The organism is Rhizobium sp. ZPR4 (assembly GCF_040215725.1).
GTDB lineage: Bacteria > Pseudomonadota > Alphaproteobacteria > Rhizobiales > Rhizobiaceae > Rhizobium > Rhizobium rhizogenes_D.
This window is the reverse complement of the sequence record NZ_CP157969.1, coordinates 854,977-868,894: the sequence shown is the minus strand read 5'-3', so window position 1 is coordinate 868,894 and position 13,918 is coordinate 854,977. Positions and strand designations below refer to the sequence as shown.

Here is a 13,918-nt window from a genome sequence, read left to right as displayed (position 1 = left end):
ACCTTTTAATCCGGCTGCGGTGAAGACGTTGTTTCCCCTGCCGAAATCTCGCAGGCCAACAAGAGTGGTTTGCCGAGTCCCGGGGCATCCTGCTTGCTCAACAAAACAGCGACCGCCGCTGCTGCTATTTCCCGAATCGGCTGCTTCACGGTGGTCAGGCGTGGCGTTGTCATGCTTGCGAGCGGAATACCATCAAAGCCGACGATGGAGAGGGCAGCCGGGATTGGGATTCCCAAATCATGGGCTGCTCGCATGCAGCCGATCGCCTGCTGGTCGGAACTTGCGAATATGGCGGTTGGGCGCTCGTGGCGCGCGCGCGCGAGAAGATAGTTTCCGGCGGACCGGCCGCTTTCATAGTCGAAAGCCGCTTCGGCAATCAGCGGCACCGCATTCTGTTCGCCATCGCAGGCCAATTTCATCGCATCGAGATAGCCTTGGAGACGATCATTGGCGGGAACGGAGTCTTTCGGACCTGAAATGAAGCCGATGCGGCGATGGCCGAGCTTCACGAGATGCTCGACGCCGAGACGCACGCCACTGCGATGATCGGCGGCGATGCCGGAATATCCCGGCAGGAGGCGATCGACAATGACGATTGGCAGTCCCTTCGGCAGCTTGAGCGTATGGAAATCGTTGCTGGGAACAAGGATGATGCCATCCACCTTCCGACTTGTCAGCTGGCCGATCCGGTCCGCCTCCTTGGCCGCATGGTCAAAGGAGGTCATGACGATGATGTTGTAGCCGTGTCGCGCCGCGGCTTGTTCGGTGAATTGGACGAGTTCCGAGAAAAACGGGTTGGTGAGGTCGGGAATGACGATGCCGATGAGGCGGCTGACCTTGCTGCGCATGCTTCTGGCAGATGGGTCAGGCATATAACCGAGCTCTTCGATGATGCCTCTGACCCGCGCCCTCAATTCATCCGTCACGGAAGGATGGTCATTCAAAACTCGTGAAACGGTCCCGGTGGAAACTCCCGCCAGTTTGGCAACGTCTCGAATTCCAACCTTTGGCATAACGGAACCAATATCCCTTCATTTCACCTTCCGAGACACCTTGGAAGCGCCTGATACAGGCACTCAGCTAATGGTCTCTCCCGCCTTAGTCAAAGGGCTTCATCTCAAGCTGATCCTCCACGGCGCAAGAACAATGCTGCGCCAAATGGAAACGGTTCATCATACCTATCTTCCAATACTGGTAAAGTTACAATTTCAGCTGGCTTTCAGCACATATCACGGCGCCTTGACAATTCCCGATGGCATGCTACCCAATATGTGTGGAAACGGTTCATTGTCGCAGACAACTCAGGTGGAGCTGAGCCCAGAACCGTTCGGGAGGAGAGAAATGTCCAATTCCAAAAAGCATGAATCCGCCTTCATCAATGCGCAGCGGCGTGCGGCGCTGAAACTCGGACTTGCCGGCACCCTGGTGCTTGCGCTGTCCTGCGGCGTGTCGCCTGCCTTTGCGGCCGGCAAGCCCAAGGTCGGGCTGATCATGAAGTCTCTGTCCAATGAGTTCTTCAAGCAGATGAAGGCCGGCGCCGACAAGTATGCCGCCGAAAACAAGGACAAGTTCGACTTCAAGGCCGTAGGCATGAAGGACGAGCGTGACTTCGCTTCGCAGGTCGATGCCGTCGAGAACTTCGTGACGCAGAAATACGACATCATCGTCGTCGCACCGGCGGATTCCAAGGCGATGGCAACGCCGCTTGCCAAGGCAGTGAAGGCCGGCGTGAAGGTCATCAACATCGACGTGCCGCTCGATGCCGACGCCAAGAAGGCCGCCGGTATCGACCTCGCCTTCTTCGGCCCCGACAACACTGCCGGCGCCAAGCTTGCCGGCGATGCGCTTGCCAAGGATCTGGGTCCCGGCGCAAAAGTCGTAATCCTGGAAGGCAATCCTGAGGCCGACAACGCCAAGGAGCGCAAGGAAGGCTTCATGGATTCCATCAAGGCCGGCAAGCTTCAGCTTCTCGATAGCAAGACCGCCCATTGGGAAACCGAAGAAGCCAATACCGTCATGACGAATTTCCTGACGAAATATAAGGATATTCAGGGCGTCATGGCCGCCAATGATTCGATGGCCCTCGGCGTCGTCAAGGCGCTCGATGCCTCAGGTCAGGCGGGCAAGATCAAGGTCGTCGGCTTCGATAACATTCCGTCCGTCAAGCCGTTGATCAAGGACGGCAAGATGCTTGCCACCGTCGAGCAGTATGGCGCGGAAATGGCGGCCATGGGCATCAAGTACGGCCTTCGCGAATATGCCGGAGAAAAGTTCACCGGCTGGGTCAAGACGGATGTCACCCTCGTCACCGCCAAGGATCTCAAATAGCCGATACTATCGGTCTTGCGAACAAGGATGCGTCGGCAAATGCCGGCGCATCCGCTTCGCGATCGGTCTCCTGCCGGCCGCTCAGGATGAGCGGCAGCGCGAGGAAGGTCGCCCTCTCCAATTCGAAACAAAAACGCGCATGAGGTGGACATGCCAGAGACAGCAGATGATTCCATCCTGAAGCTGGAAGGAATAGGCAAGCGCTTTCCGGGTGTCGTGGCGCTGAGAGATGTTTCCATAAAGATCGGCCGCGGCAAGGGTCACGTTCTTCTCGGCGAAAACGGCGCCGGAAAATCGACCCTGATCAATCTGCTTGGCGGCGTCTTCAAGCCGGACGACGGCCGCATCCTGTTTGACGGCGAAGCCTATCATCCGTCCTCGCCGCTGGAGGCATTCAAGGCGGGCATCCGGGTCATCCATCAGGAACTGCATCCGCTTTCCAATCTCACTGTCGCCGAGAACCTGCTTTTCGAGCATCTGCCGCGCCGATACGGCCTGGTGAACTACAAGCAGATGAACGCCAGGGCGGCGGAACTTTTGGCGGAAGTCGGCCTCAACGTGGCGCCGACGACGCCTGCCAGCAGCTTGAGCGTCGCCCAGCTCCAGCTGCTCGAGATCGCCAAGGCGCTCTCCAACGAAAGCAAGCTTCTGGTCCTCGATGAACCGACGGCGACCTTGACCTCCAAGGAAGTTGATCGCCTCTTTGAGATTCTGAAGCGGCTGAAGGCGCGCGGCGTCACCACGCTCTACATATCGCACAGGCTCGAGGAAATCTTCGAGGTGGGCGACAATGTGACCATCCTGCGCGATGGACAGCACGTGATCACGCGGCCGCTCGAAGGGCTCGGAATTCCGAAAATCGTCGAACTCATGGTCGGGCGCGAACTCGCCCAGCACGACGCCTTCCGCGGCGACAGCACCATATCCGGCGAGGCGCTTGGCGTCTCCGGCCTGAAGGTGACGCGCAACAGCCCGGAACTGTCATTTTCCGTCGCCAAGGGAGAAATCGTCGGCATTGCCGGGCTTGTTGGCAGCGGCCGCACCGAGGCGGTTCGCGCCATATTCGGTGCCGACGCCAAGGCTGCCGGTGAAATCCGTGTGGACGGCGAGACGATCGATATCACGTCGCCGAAGGATGCGGTCGCTGCGGGACTGTGCCTGGCAACGGAAGACCGCAAGATTCAAGGGTTGATGCTCGACCTTAGCTGCGCCGAGAACACCACCATAACCGATCTTGGCAAGGTCTCCCGCAACGGCTTGATCATCCGCAAGCTGGAAGACGGCCATTCGCAACGCCTGGTGCGCGAACTCAGGATCAAGACACCCTCCATCCATCAGGCCGTCAGGACGTTTTCGGGCGGCAACCAGCAGAAGGTGGTCATCGCCAAGTGGCTGTTTCGCGGCCCCAGAGTGCTGATCTTCGACGAGCCGACGCGCGGCATCGACGTCGGTGCCAAGGCGGAGATCTACGAGCTTCTTTGGAAGTTCGCCGCCGAGGGAAAAGGCGTCCTGGTCGTGTCTTCGGATTTGCCGGAGCTCATGGGCATTTGCCACCGCATCATCGTCTTCTCGGACGGCAAGATAGCCGGGGAAATACCTCGGGAGCAATTTGACGAGAGCAGGATCCTCTCACTCGCCTACAAGGAGTACAGTCGTGTCCGGCAACATTGAAAAGACGAGCGAAGCGAAAGAGACCAGCACTTGGGACAAGCTCATCCGGATCTCGATGAAAGAGGCCGGCGTCACCATCGCCCTCGTCCTGATTTTGATCTTCTTCTCGCTGACGGCGCCCTATTTCGCGACGCCGGAGAACTTCCTGAAGATCTTCGTGCAGATCGCCATCAATACGGTGCTTGCCGCCGGCATGACCTTCGTCATTCTGACGGGCGGCATCGATCTTTCGGTCGGATCGCTGCTTGCCCTTTGCACGGTCATCGGCGCGACGATCATGATCGACCCGAGGTTTTCTCCCTGGCAGGCGATCGCGCTCGCATCGCTCGCCTCGATGGGTGCTGGCGCGGTCCTGGGTGCCATCAACGGATGGATCTGCGAGAAGTGGAAACTTCCATCCTTCATCGTCACGCTCGGCATGCTCAACGTCGCAAGTGGCCTCGCGCGCGTCGTCAGCGACAACTCCACCATCACCGGCCTGCCGCAACCCTTCGTCGATTTCGGCAATCTGATTTTCTGGGGCGTCTTTCCGTCGATCTTCCTGATCGCAATCGTCGTCGTCCTCATCGGCTGGTTCGTGCTGCGCTACACGGTGTTTGGACGTTTCGTCTTTGCGATCGGGACGAATGAGGAGGCTGTGCGGCTGTCAGGTCATGAGCCGAAGCGATACAAGATCGCGGTCTTCACCATTTCCGGACTGACCGCCGGCATCGCGGCCATGGTCTACCTGCTCCGCCTCAATGTCGGAAGCCCTGTCGCCGGGATCGGCTATGAATTGAACGCGATCGCGGCCGTCATCATCGGCGGCACAAGCCTTTCGGGCGGCAAGGGATCGATCATCGGGACGCTGGTCGGCGCCTGCATTCTGCAGGTGCTGTCCACGGGGCTGCAGCTACTCGGCGCCGACGACAATATCAAGCCGATCGTCATCGGCGCCGTCATCGTGCTCGCCGTCATTCTCGACAGCTATCGCGGCCGGCTGATGCGGATATTGGAGAGCCGCTGACGAAGCGGCTCTTCGGAGCAAGGCTGTGCAGTCCATCAAAACCGAGCTTTGCCGTCAGGCCCGCTGCAACTTCCAGGTCCGGATTTCGAACGGCATGATGTCGGCGGATCCGCTGCGCTCGATCGGTTCTTCGAGGATGTTCAGCGGCCCCGATGCCTGCCATCCCGACGGCAAGATCAGCGACAGACGACCACGCCGGCCGGCCGGCTCGTAAAGTCGCAGAATAAGGCCCTCTCCTTCCTCTGCCGGCTTCAGGCCCGAGAAGGCGACCGGTATGCCTTCGATGCCAAGCGGTGACAAGGTGCCGGTCGCAAGACCGCTTGCCTCTATGCTGACCAGCGGCTGATTGAGATCGATCGCCTCCGGCAGAACGCCGCCTTCATACCAGGCGCCTTCATGCGGCATTAGCGCATATGTGAAGCTCTGCTGGCCTTCGTCGGCGAGCGGATCGGGATAGATCGGCGACCGAACAAGGCTCATGCCGATGATATTGCCGCGGGCGCTGTGGCCGTATTTGGCGTTGTTGAGCAGGGCGACGCCGAAGCCGGGCTCGCTCAGATCGACGAAGCGATGTGCAGCCGCCTCGAACATCGCCTGCTCCCAGGACGTATTGGTGTGGGTTTGCCGCTCGACAATGCCGAAAGCGCATTCGAAAGTCGCGGTGCGCGACCGCACGGCAACCGGGTTCAGGGTCCGAAGCAGGGTGCGCCGGTCGTGCCAATCGATCGTCGTCTCGATATCGAGCCTGCGGGCATTGGCCGTCAGAACATAAAGCTGGGTGACACTCGAGTTGCGGTATCGATTGATGACGCGGATCGCGGCGCGATGCGGTCCCTCCTCGACCAGAGTGATGCTCTCCGGCTTATCGAGCCGGATGCCTTTCTCGGCATAGTCGGCGTCGACGTCCCAGGCATCCCAGTTGCGCGGCTTGTCGACTGGATAGACCCAGAGCTGGTTGGCACTTCCTTCAACCGCTTCTCGTCCCGTCGCCTTGTGAACAAGGCTCGATACGGCGCCATCCTTGCCGATGGTAACGGACAGATGCTCGTTCTCGAGATGATGGGTATCGGCCTTGAGCCCACCGGCGGGCTTCAGCGCTTTGCGATCGAAAACCGCGACGGAAAGAGGCGCGACGGAATCGGCCGAAGCCAGGACCGTTCCATCCGATAGGCTTGCGGTGAGCGGGCGCGGCGAAAGCGACGGGTTGACGACAACAAGCGCATCCGTAATGGCGCCCGCCGGAAGATGGGCCGACAGCGCCTTCAGAGCGTTTGCCTGCTCCACCTTGGCATTGTCGATCACCCCATCGAGTTCCCGCTCGGCATCGACATAGACCTCCCGAATACTGGAGCCTGGCAGGATATCGTGAAACTCGTTCTTCAGAACGACACGCCAATCCGCCTCGAGGCTTTGAGGTTTGGCAGCACCGAGCATATGGGCAAGCGAGGCCAGCGTCTCCGCCGTTATCAGGGCGCGTTCGGCCTGGCGGTGCTTGCGCTTGACCCCGCTTTGCGACGTCAGCGTCGCGCGGTGCAGTTCAAGGTAGATTTCGCCATCCCAGACCGGCAGCTCCTTTTGCGCCGCAGCGCGATGAGCCCCTTCATAATAGCTCTTTACCGTGCCCCAGCGTGCCTTCGGGATCGCAGGAAAGTCCCGCAGCTGCACTTCGCGCTCGACCATTTCCGGCGTGACGCCGCCGCCGCCATCGCCATAGCCGACGGCCAGCAGCGAGGTGTCATGCTCCGTCTTGCCCCGGAAATTCTTCCATGTCGGTACGAAGCAATCCGGCTGCACGAAACCATTATAGCCTTGCATGGGATTGTCGAACGTATGGGTCAGAACTTTGCTGCCATCGAGCCCCTTCCACCAGAAGAGGTCGGATGGAATGTGATTGGTCTCGCTCCAGTTCACCTTGATGGTGAAGAAGCTGTCGATGCCCCCAAGCCGCAGGATCTGTGGTAGCGCGCCTGAAAAGCCGAAGCAGTCAGGCAGCCAGCAGACGCTATGGCGCAGGCCGAAATGCTTTTCGAAATAGCGCTGGCCGTAAAGGACCTGACGCACGAGGCTCTCGCCTGTCGGCATATTCGTATCGGGCTCGACCCACATGCCACCGACGGTTTCCCACTTGCCTTCGGCCACCTTCTTCTTGATCCGCTCAAGCAGTTCCGGATCATCCTCTTCCATCTGCGCATAGTAGTGGGCGGTCGATTGATTGAAGCGGAAGTCGTCGGAGCGTTCCATCAGCGAAAGGGCTGTATTGAAGGTGCGGCGCATCTTGCGACGGGTCTCGCCATAGGGCCAAAGCCACGCCAGATCGATATGAGCATGGCCGGTCAGCAGCAATTCGCCATTTTGCGGAAAGCGCTTCTGAAGCTCTTTCAGCTGTGCAAGCAGGTGATCGTAAGCAGCGGCGGCCGAAGCGCTCTGTGTTTCGGTAAGACCGGCGGGGTTTCCTTCGAGTTCCGGCAGCTCCCAGATCTTCTGCTGCATCGCCGCGGCGGCCGTGCGCGAAATATAGGCTGACGTGTCCGAGGGCCAGTCGATGCTGCGCAGCGCCTGTTCGGCGGCATCGATCAGATGCGGCACAGCTTCATGGCCGTCGAGGATATCCCCCGCCTCGCAGATCTGCTGCAGCAGGAGATGCAGCCGGTGGACCGGTTCGTCCAGCCAGATCAATCGCGCCTTGTTCAGTTTCGGCGCCCTGTTCGGCTCCCCGAACGGAAAGCGCGCCACGCTTTCGGTCGTGATCTGGAAGTCCCGACCCTTGAGCGGAAACTCCTGATGATAGGGGTCGAGGCCGAACGTCTCCGTTTGGCCATCAGGATAACGCAGTGTCAGCAGGCTCTCGCCGCCAAGATCAAGCTGCAGGCGGATCTGCTCGAGTGGCCAGTCCCGCGGCGCCGTTGCCTTGGCAGCGAAGTGAACCGTTCCCTTGCGGTGTGGCCAATCCTGATGATGCGCAATAGGCTCCCCATCAAACGTCCAACCGTCGATCGCGAGGCTGTACCTGTCGCGCCAATGCGCAAGCTCTGCAGTGCGGACTTTCAGGCGATCAAGGCGTTGGGCAATAGTGAGAGACATGGCGGGTCCTATCGGAAAATCGGCAACTGACGGCGGAGGAGAGAACATATCAGCGCAAATAGGTCGCAGGCCCTGCGCCCCATCTCCTCCAAGCGGATCGCATAGCCCGACTTAGATTAAGTAACTTTGTTTTGGCGTCAAGCACACAAGAAATAAGTTGCGAGAGTTTTGTCCGTGATACACAAGCGTCAAGATACGCAAGGAAATCGGCTATGCGGTATCTTCGATCTGGGCCACGGCGGCATCAGCCGGAGGAGACGGACGTTACGCGGGGTAAGACACTTGGTCTGCGGTCGGGAGAAATCGCCGATAGAAATATCCGCGTCATATTGGAGGCAATTCGACGCCACGGGCCGTTGACCCGTATGGAGCTCGGCAAGCATTCCGGATTGACCGGACCGGGTATCACCAACATTCTGCGCCGCCTTGGCGATGAGGGTCTGGTGACATCGCACCGGCGCAACGGCGCGGGCGGCGGCGCGACATCGACGGAATTTGCCTTGCGGCCCGAAGGAGCCTTCTCGATCGGCGTCAGGGTCCGCCAAAGCCGCGGCGAAGCCGTTCTCGTCGATCTCAGCGGCCAGGTTCACGACCGCGTTTATTTTCCCCTCATCCGGACAACGAGGGTCGCATCGATCCTACCGACCATCGAAGGTATGATCAGTCGTCACGCTGACCTGCCGATCATCGGCTTGGGAATAGGCTCGAATGACTGGAGCCCGGAAGAAAGCGACCAGCTGGATGCCGCATCGAGACTCCCGCGCAGCTATATCGAAAACGAGTGCACGGCAAGCCTGCTCGCCGAGCGCACGATCGGCACATCGGCGCCGAGAGGTGGCCTCGCGATGATTATTATCGACGAGGATGTCCAGGCCGGTTTCCTCGTTCGCGGCATTCCCTATTCGGGCGTTCATGGACGCGCGGGCAATATCGGCGACATGCGCACCGGCCCCGACAATATCCGTTTGAACACGGTCGTCGGCTTCGGTGCGCTGCGCAGATTGGTGAGCGATGACGAATTCAACCGCCTTCTTGAGGGCGAAGAGCCGGCTTCTCCGCTGCTGACGCAGTGGATACGCGAGGCGGCAAGCCACCTGCTCGACCCTATCATCGCGATTGCCGGCTTCATCGCACCGAGCGTGATCATGATCGGCGGCGACCTGCCGCGCGGCGTCATTGAAGCGCTGATCCATCAGCTCTCCGTCGAGCGCCGCGACACGTCGAAGCGGCCCTTCCTGACGCCCTGGATTTCACCGATGAAGCCCGCAAGCTTCAGCGGCGGCGGCGTGGCGCTGGGGGCGGCACTCCTGCCTTTCCTCAATACCCTGCTGCCGCCGATTTCCGGCTGAATCTTGCCGACGGATTCAGGCAAGTGCCTCGTCTTTATGACTGATGTCCGAGGCGAGTGCCTTGTCCAGGACTTTCTGTATGTTTGCCGCGCGGCGGAACGAGGGCTCCTGCGTCTTACCCGCCCTGACGGCCTGGACGAACCGCTGGTAGTTCGTCTCCACATCATCGAAGGGAATATCGCGCCACGTTGCCGTGTGGACATCTTCGCCGAGGCAGGCGCGGAGCGTCGACTTTCCCGTGTCGTAGATCATCTCGATCGAACCCGTCGCGCCATAGACCCTCAAGCGCAGCTGATCCATCTGCCCCGCGGCGGTGCGTGTCGCCTGGATCGTGCCGATCGCTCCCGTCGTGAAGTCGACGTTCATCGTGAAGCTGTCATTCGCATCGAGATCATAGTCGCCGATCTTGTCACCCGGCGCCTTGTCGAAAGTCTTTAGCCGCGCAAAGACATGGGCAACGTCGAGCCCGGAGCCATAGGAGGCAAAGTCGACGATATGGATGCCGATATCGCCGAGCGCGCCGTTCGAACCATGCTTCTTGCTCAGGCGCCACAACCATTTGCTCTCTGATTTCCAGTCCCCCCAATGCCTGCCAACCAGCCAGCTCTGCAGATGGGACGCTTCGACATGCCTCACCTTGCCGATCTCGCCGGCAAGCACCATCTGCCGACCCTTCTGCAAGGCAGGCGAATTGCGATAGGTGAAATTCACCATGCCGACCTTGCCCGCTTTCTCGATGGCCTCGGTCATTTCCATCGCCTTGATCGCATCGGTCGCGAGCGGCTTTTCACAGAAGACGTGCTTGCCGGCCGCAACCGCCTGCAGCGTCGTCGAATGGTGAACAGCGTCGGGCGTCACATTGGCGACGGCATCGAACTCGCCCCAGGCAAGCGCTTCTTCGAGCGAGCCGAAATGATTGGGAATGCCATGCTCCGAGCAAAAGGCGGCCAATCGCTCGGGCACAACGTCAACGCCGCCCACGACGCTGACACCCTCGATCTCCTTGAAACTTGCCGCATGCTTATTGGCCATTCCGCCAGTGCCGAGAATGAGTAGGCGCATCTGATCCTCCGTAGATGTCCAGTTCGGCCAGCGTCCGCCGGCCAGGGCAAAACCCAGCCACCCATCGCGGATACCCGCAATGGCTCGACTATTATGCGATCGGGAAATACGGCTTGGGGCCGCTAGCTGCTGTTGAATGTCGCCAGCATCTTAATCCTCCCAAGCTGCGGCTTGACATCAAACCAAAGTAACTTAATCTAATTAATGCAGCATGGAAATGAGGAGAGGTCAACTGGCCACCATGCTGTATCCGTTTAAAATGGGGAGGAGACCCAACATGAAGAGAGCGTTCGTCAGCGCGCTAGCGCTGAGCACGATGTTGTTTTCAGTGCCTGCCGCATTTGCCCAAGAACTGGCGACAAAGGACAGGATCGGCCTTGCCGACGCACCGAAAACACTCACTGTCCGACTCACGAACGATAGTCAGAACAATGCCGATCCGGCGATCGCACAGGGCTATCAGAAGCTCTTCGTCGACTTCATCAAGAAACATCCAGACTGGAAGCTGCAGATGCAGTTCATGTCTGCTGACATCGGTACCGAACAGGCAAAAATGCTTGAACAGGCGAAGGCCGGCAATGCTCCGGATTGCGCCGCCGTCGACTCCTTCGTCCTGTCGCAGTTCATGGTCAACCATGTGCTTGCCGACTTCACACCCTATTTCTCGAAAGACGAGATAGCCGACCTCTTCCCCTTCATCCGCAACGGTATCACCGATAAGGACCAGACGATCCGTGCCTGGTGGTGGGATACCGACCTTCGCGTGCTCTACCGCAACAAGTCCATCGTTCCCGATGCACCGCAGACCTGGGATGATCTGAAGAAGGCCGGTGTCGCCTCCGTCAAGGAAGGCATGGAGGGCATTCTCTTCAATGCCGGTCGCTATGAGGGTTCGACTTTCGACTGGCTTGCGAACTACTGGGCGCTCGGCGGCAAGCTCGTCGACGATACCGGCAAGCCTGTCTTCGGCGAGGGCGAAAACAAGGAGAAGTTCCTCAAGGCACTGACCTATTACAAGGATCTCGTCGATTCCGGCGCCGCACCCAAGCGCGTGACCACGATCGGCAACTATGACGACCTGAATGCAGCCGCGGCCGCCGGAACCACGGCGCTCTTCATCGGCGGCAACTGGCAGCTCGCCCAATTGAAGGCGACGCTGGACCCGGACGAATTCGCCAACTGGACCTTCTCGCCGATCCCCGGCCCGACGGCCGATCAGCGCTCGACCGGAACCGGCGGCTGGACGATCGCCTCCTTCAGCAAGGACAAAGACAAGGTCGAGATGTGCGCCAACCTTGCCCGCGACATCTATATGGGGCCGGGCAATGCGCTTCAGCAGCAATTGCCGACGCGCAAGTCGCTCTTCGACAAGTATGAGGTCTTCGCGACCGAAGCCAACAAGACCTTTGCCGAGGCTCTCGCCAACGGCCAGGCCCGTCCCGGCGCACCGATCTATCCGGAAATCTCCAACCAGATCCAGATCATGATGGGCGACGTCCTGTCGGGAACCAAGCAGCCGGAAGAGGCCTTGAACGCGGCATTCAAGGCAACGATGGAGGCTTACAAGCGTCTCTAACGATTGTGATCGCGGCAGCGCCCCTTGCGGGCGCCGCCGACAGTGTCAAACCCGGACAGAGAAGCCCAATGACCCCAATCGCCATCGAGGCTGCCAGCCGGCCGCACAGCAGATCGTTCATGCGCCGTTTCGCCGGGGCGCCGCTGCCCTGGATCATGCCTGTGATCATCGTCATCGGCATTTTCTATCTCTATCCGGTGATCGACGTCTTCCGTCTGTCTTTCACCAACGCGACGCTGATCGGCGACAATCAGGATTACACGCTCGCCTCGATTGCGAACATGCTGAGTTCGCCGCAGCTTCCCGATATCCTCTGGGCAACCCTCGTCTTCGTCGGCGGAAGCGTCATCGGCCAGCAGATCCTTGGCCTTGCCGTCGCGGTGGTCGTCGTTCGCGGCGAAAAGCGCGGCCTGTTCGGCACGACGATCCTGAGAACCACGGCGCTCATCGCCTGGGTCGTGCCCGGCATTGCCGGCGGCATCATCTGGCAGATGCTGTTTTCGGAGGCGCCCTATGGCGCACTGAACAGCATTTTGCGGCTCATGCACCTGCCGACGGTCGCATGGCTCTCCGATCCCGCCATCGCTCCTTGGTCGGCTCTCATTTCGAACATCTGGCGCGGAACGGCCTTCTCGATGGTCGTCATGTATGCCGCGCTGAAATCTATCGACCCTTCGCTCTATGAAGCAGCCGAGGTCGATGGCGCGACAGGCTCGCAACAGTTCTTCTTCATCACCATCCCGCAACTGCGCGCCGCAATCCTCGTCAACATGATCCTCATCACCATCATGACGCTGAACACCTTCGACGCGATCATCACGCTGACGGGCGGCGGGCCTGGGCGCGCGACCGAGGTCATATCGCTCTATGTCTTCAACATCGTCTTCCGCAATTACGATCTGTCCGGCGGAAGTGTGCTTTCCGTGCTGATGCTGATCATCAGCCTCGGACTGGCCGTCGTCTATGCGTCATTCCTGCCGAAGGAGGACGAGCAATGAGCAGGCGCACCGGCACACGCTTCGGCGACTTCCTGAGCTATCTCTTGATGCTGGCGATGTTCGTTTTCTTCGCCGGTCCGCTCACCTACCTGCTATCGATGGCGCTGCGCGACAAACGCGAGATTTATCGCGGCGTGGCGCGCTATATCCCGCACAATCCGACCATCGACAATTTCATCACCGTGCTCAACAACAGCTACTTTCCGCTCTATCTCTGGAACGGTCTGAAGCTTGCGGCTCTCAGTGGCTTCGGTGTTTTGATCGTCGCCATGCCAGCTGCCTACGCCTTTTCGCGCTTCCAGTTCCGCGGCAAGGGTCTGTCGATGATGGGACTTCTGCTCTTTCAGATGATCTCGCCGCTGGTCATCATGGTGCCGCTCTATCGCTACATGAACCGCCTTGGCCTGCTCGATACGCATTTCGCCGTGACGATGGTCTATATCGCACTCGGCGTGCCGCTTGCGACATGGCTCTTGAAGAGCACGGTGGACGGCATTCCGCGTAGCCTCGACGAAGCCGCGATGATCGACGGATGCAACCGCTTTTCGGTCTTCTGGCGGATCGTCTTGCCGCTGTCGGCACCGGGCATCGCCTCCGTATTCATCATCACGGTCATTGCCGGCTGGTCACAGTTCCTCGTGCCTTTTCTGCTGCTCACGCAAAACAATTTGATGCCGATCGGCGTCGGGATCTTTAACTTCCGTGGCATGCAAACCGACTCGTCCATCCAGCTGCTGGCCGCTGCCTGCCTCATCTCCGTCGTACCGGCGATCGTGGCGTTCCTGTCGCTGCAGCGACTGATCCTTGGTTCCATGACCAGCGGCTCGGTAAAGGGATGAGGCCGGAT

General features: G+C 59.7%; 10 protein-coding genes. 7 read left to right on the top strand and 3 right to left on the bottom strand.

From position 1 onward, the window contains the following. Positions 1-5: 5 nt before the first annotated feature. Positions 6-1,013, bottom strand: a complete 1,008-nt coding sequence (locus tag ABOK31_RS31685; RefSeq protein ID WP_349961612.1) for a LacI family DNA-binding transcriptional regulator — start codon at positions 1,011-1,013, stop codon at positions 6-8. A gap of 328 nt (positions 1,014-1,341) precedes the next feature. Between ABOK31_RS31685 and ABOK31_RS31680 the strand changes: the two genes are divergently transcribed. The 3 genes from ABOK31_RS31680 to ABOK31_RS31670 all read left to right on the top strand — a co-directional run bounded on the left by ABOK31_RS31680 (position 1,342) and on the right by ABOK31_RS31670 (position 5,005). Beyond that, positions 1,342-2,328 carry a sugar ABC transporter substrate-binding protein gene (locus ABOK31_RS31680; protein ID WP_174173743.1) on the top strand — a complete coding sequence of 329 codons (987 nt, stop codon included), beginning with the start codon at positions 1,342-1,344 and terminating at the stop codon, positions 2,326-2,328. A 150-nt stretch (positions 2,329-2,478) separates the two neighbouring features. Next, entirely contained in the window at positions 2,479-3,999 is a 1,521-nt protein-coding gene (locus ABOK31_RS31675; protein WP_349961610.1) for a sugar ABC transporter ATP-binding protein, read from the top strand. Then, the gene (locus ABOK31_RS31670; RefSeq protein WP_349961608.1) at positions 3,983-5,005 is read left to right on the top strand and encodes an ABC transporter permease; all 1,023 of its coding nucleotides are present in this window, start codon (positions 3,983-3,985) and stop codon (positions 5,003-5,005) included. Before ABOK31_RS31675 ends, ABOK31_RS31670 begins: the two co-directional genes overlap by 17 nt. A gap of 54 nt (positions 5,006-5,059) precedes the next feature. Here the strand turns inward: ABOK31_RS31670 and ABOK31_RS31665 are convergent, their stop codons facing one another. Continuing rightward, positions 5,060-8,086 carry a glycoside hydrolase family 38 C-terminal domain-containing protein gene (locus tag ABOK31_RS31665; protein ID WP_349961606.1) on the bottom strand — a complete coding sequence of 1,009 codons (3,027 nt, stop codon included), beginning with the start codon at positions 8,084-8,086 and terminating at the stop codon, positions 5,060-5,062. Between the two features lie 212 nt (positions 8,087-8,298). Here ABOK31_RS31665 and ABOK31_RS31660 point away from each other — a divergent pair, with 212 nt between their 5' ends. Beyond that, positions 8,299-9,435: an ROK family transcriptional regulator gene (locus ABOK31_RS31660; RefSeq protein ID WP_349961604.1), complete on the top strand. Its 1,137-nt coding sequence runs from the start codon at positions 8,299-8,301 to the stop codon at positions 9,433-9,435. Between the two features lie 15 nt (positions 9,436-9,450). Here ABOK31_RS31660 and ABOK31_RS31655 read toward each other — a convergent pair whose 3' ends face one another. After that, positions 9,451-10,497 (bottom strand): Gfo/Idh/MocA family oxidoreductase, encoded by a 1,047-nt coding sequence (locus ABOK31_RS31655; protein ID WP_349961603.1) that lies wholly within the window; start codon positions 10,495-10,497, stop codon positions 9,451-9,453. A 277-nt stretch (positions 10,498-10,774) separates the two neighbouring features. Between ABOK31_RS31655 and ABOK31_RS31650 the strand changes: the two genes are divergently transcribed. The 3 genes from ABOK31_RS31650 (at position 10,775) to ABOK31_RS31640 (ending at position 13,910) form a co-directional block, all read left to right on the top strand. Beyond that, positions 10,775-12,073 (top strand): extracellular solute-binding protein, encoded by a 1,299-nt coding sequence (locus ABOK31_RS31650; RefSeq protein WP_174173749.1) that lies wholly within the window; start codon positions 10,775-10,777, stop codon positions 12,071-12,073. A gap of 68 nt (positions 12,074-12,141) precedes the next feature. Continuing rightward, complete coding sequence (locus tag ABOK31_RS31645; RefSeq protein WP_174173750.1) at positions 12,142-13,071, top strand: sugar ABC transporter permease; 930 nt, start codon at positions 12,142-12,144, stop codon at positions 13,069-13,071. Further along, positions 13,068-13,910: a carbohydrate ABC transporter permease gene (locus tag ABOK31_RS31640; protein WP_349961599.1), complete on the top strand. Its 843-nt coding sequence runs from the start codon at positions 13,068-13,070 to the stop codon at positions 13,908-13,910. The genes ABOK31_RS31645 and ABOK31_RS31640 overlap by 4 nt, the downstream gene beginning before the upstream one ends. The last annotated feature ends 8 nt before the right edge of the window (positions 13,911-13,918 follow it).

Coding starts and splice junctions, on each gene's coding strand:
- ABOK31_RS31660 (WP_349961604.1), top strand. CDS start 8,299: ATGCGGTATCTTCGATCTGGGCCACGGCGGCATCAGCCGGAGGAGACG.
- ABOK31_RS31665 (WP_349961606.1), bottom strand. CDS start 8,086: ATGTCTCTCACTATTGCCCAACGCCTTGATCGCCTGAAAGTCCGCACT.
- ABOK31_RS31675 (WP_349961610.1), top strand. CDS start 2,479: ATGCCAGAGACAGCAGATGATTCCATCCTGAAGCTGGAAGGAATAGGC.
- ABOK31_RS31640 (WP_349961599.1), top strand. CDS start 13,068: ATGAGCAGGCGCACCGGCACACGCTTCGGCGACTTCCTGAGCTATCTC.
- ABOK31_RS31655 (WP_349961603.1), bottom strand. CDS start 10,497: ATGCGCCTACTCATTCTCGGCACTGGCGGAATGGCCAATAAGCATGCG.
- ABOK31_RS31650 (WP_174173749.1), top strand. CDS start 10,775: ATGAAGAGAGCGTTCGTCAGCGCGCTAGCGCTGAGCACGATGTTGTTT.
- ABOK31_RS31645 (WP_174173750.1), top strand. CDS start 12,142: ATGACCCCAATCGCCATCGAGGCTGCCAGCCGGCCGCACAGCAGATCG.
- ABOK31_RS31680 (WP_174173743.1), top strand. CDS start 1,342: ATGTCCAATTCCAAAAAGCATGAATCCGCCTTCATCAATGCGCAGCGG.
- ABOK31_RS31685 (WP_349961612.1), bottom strand. CDS start 1,013: ATGCCAAAGGTTGGAATTCGAGACGTTGCCAAACTGGCGGGAGTTTCC.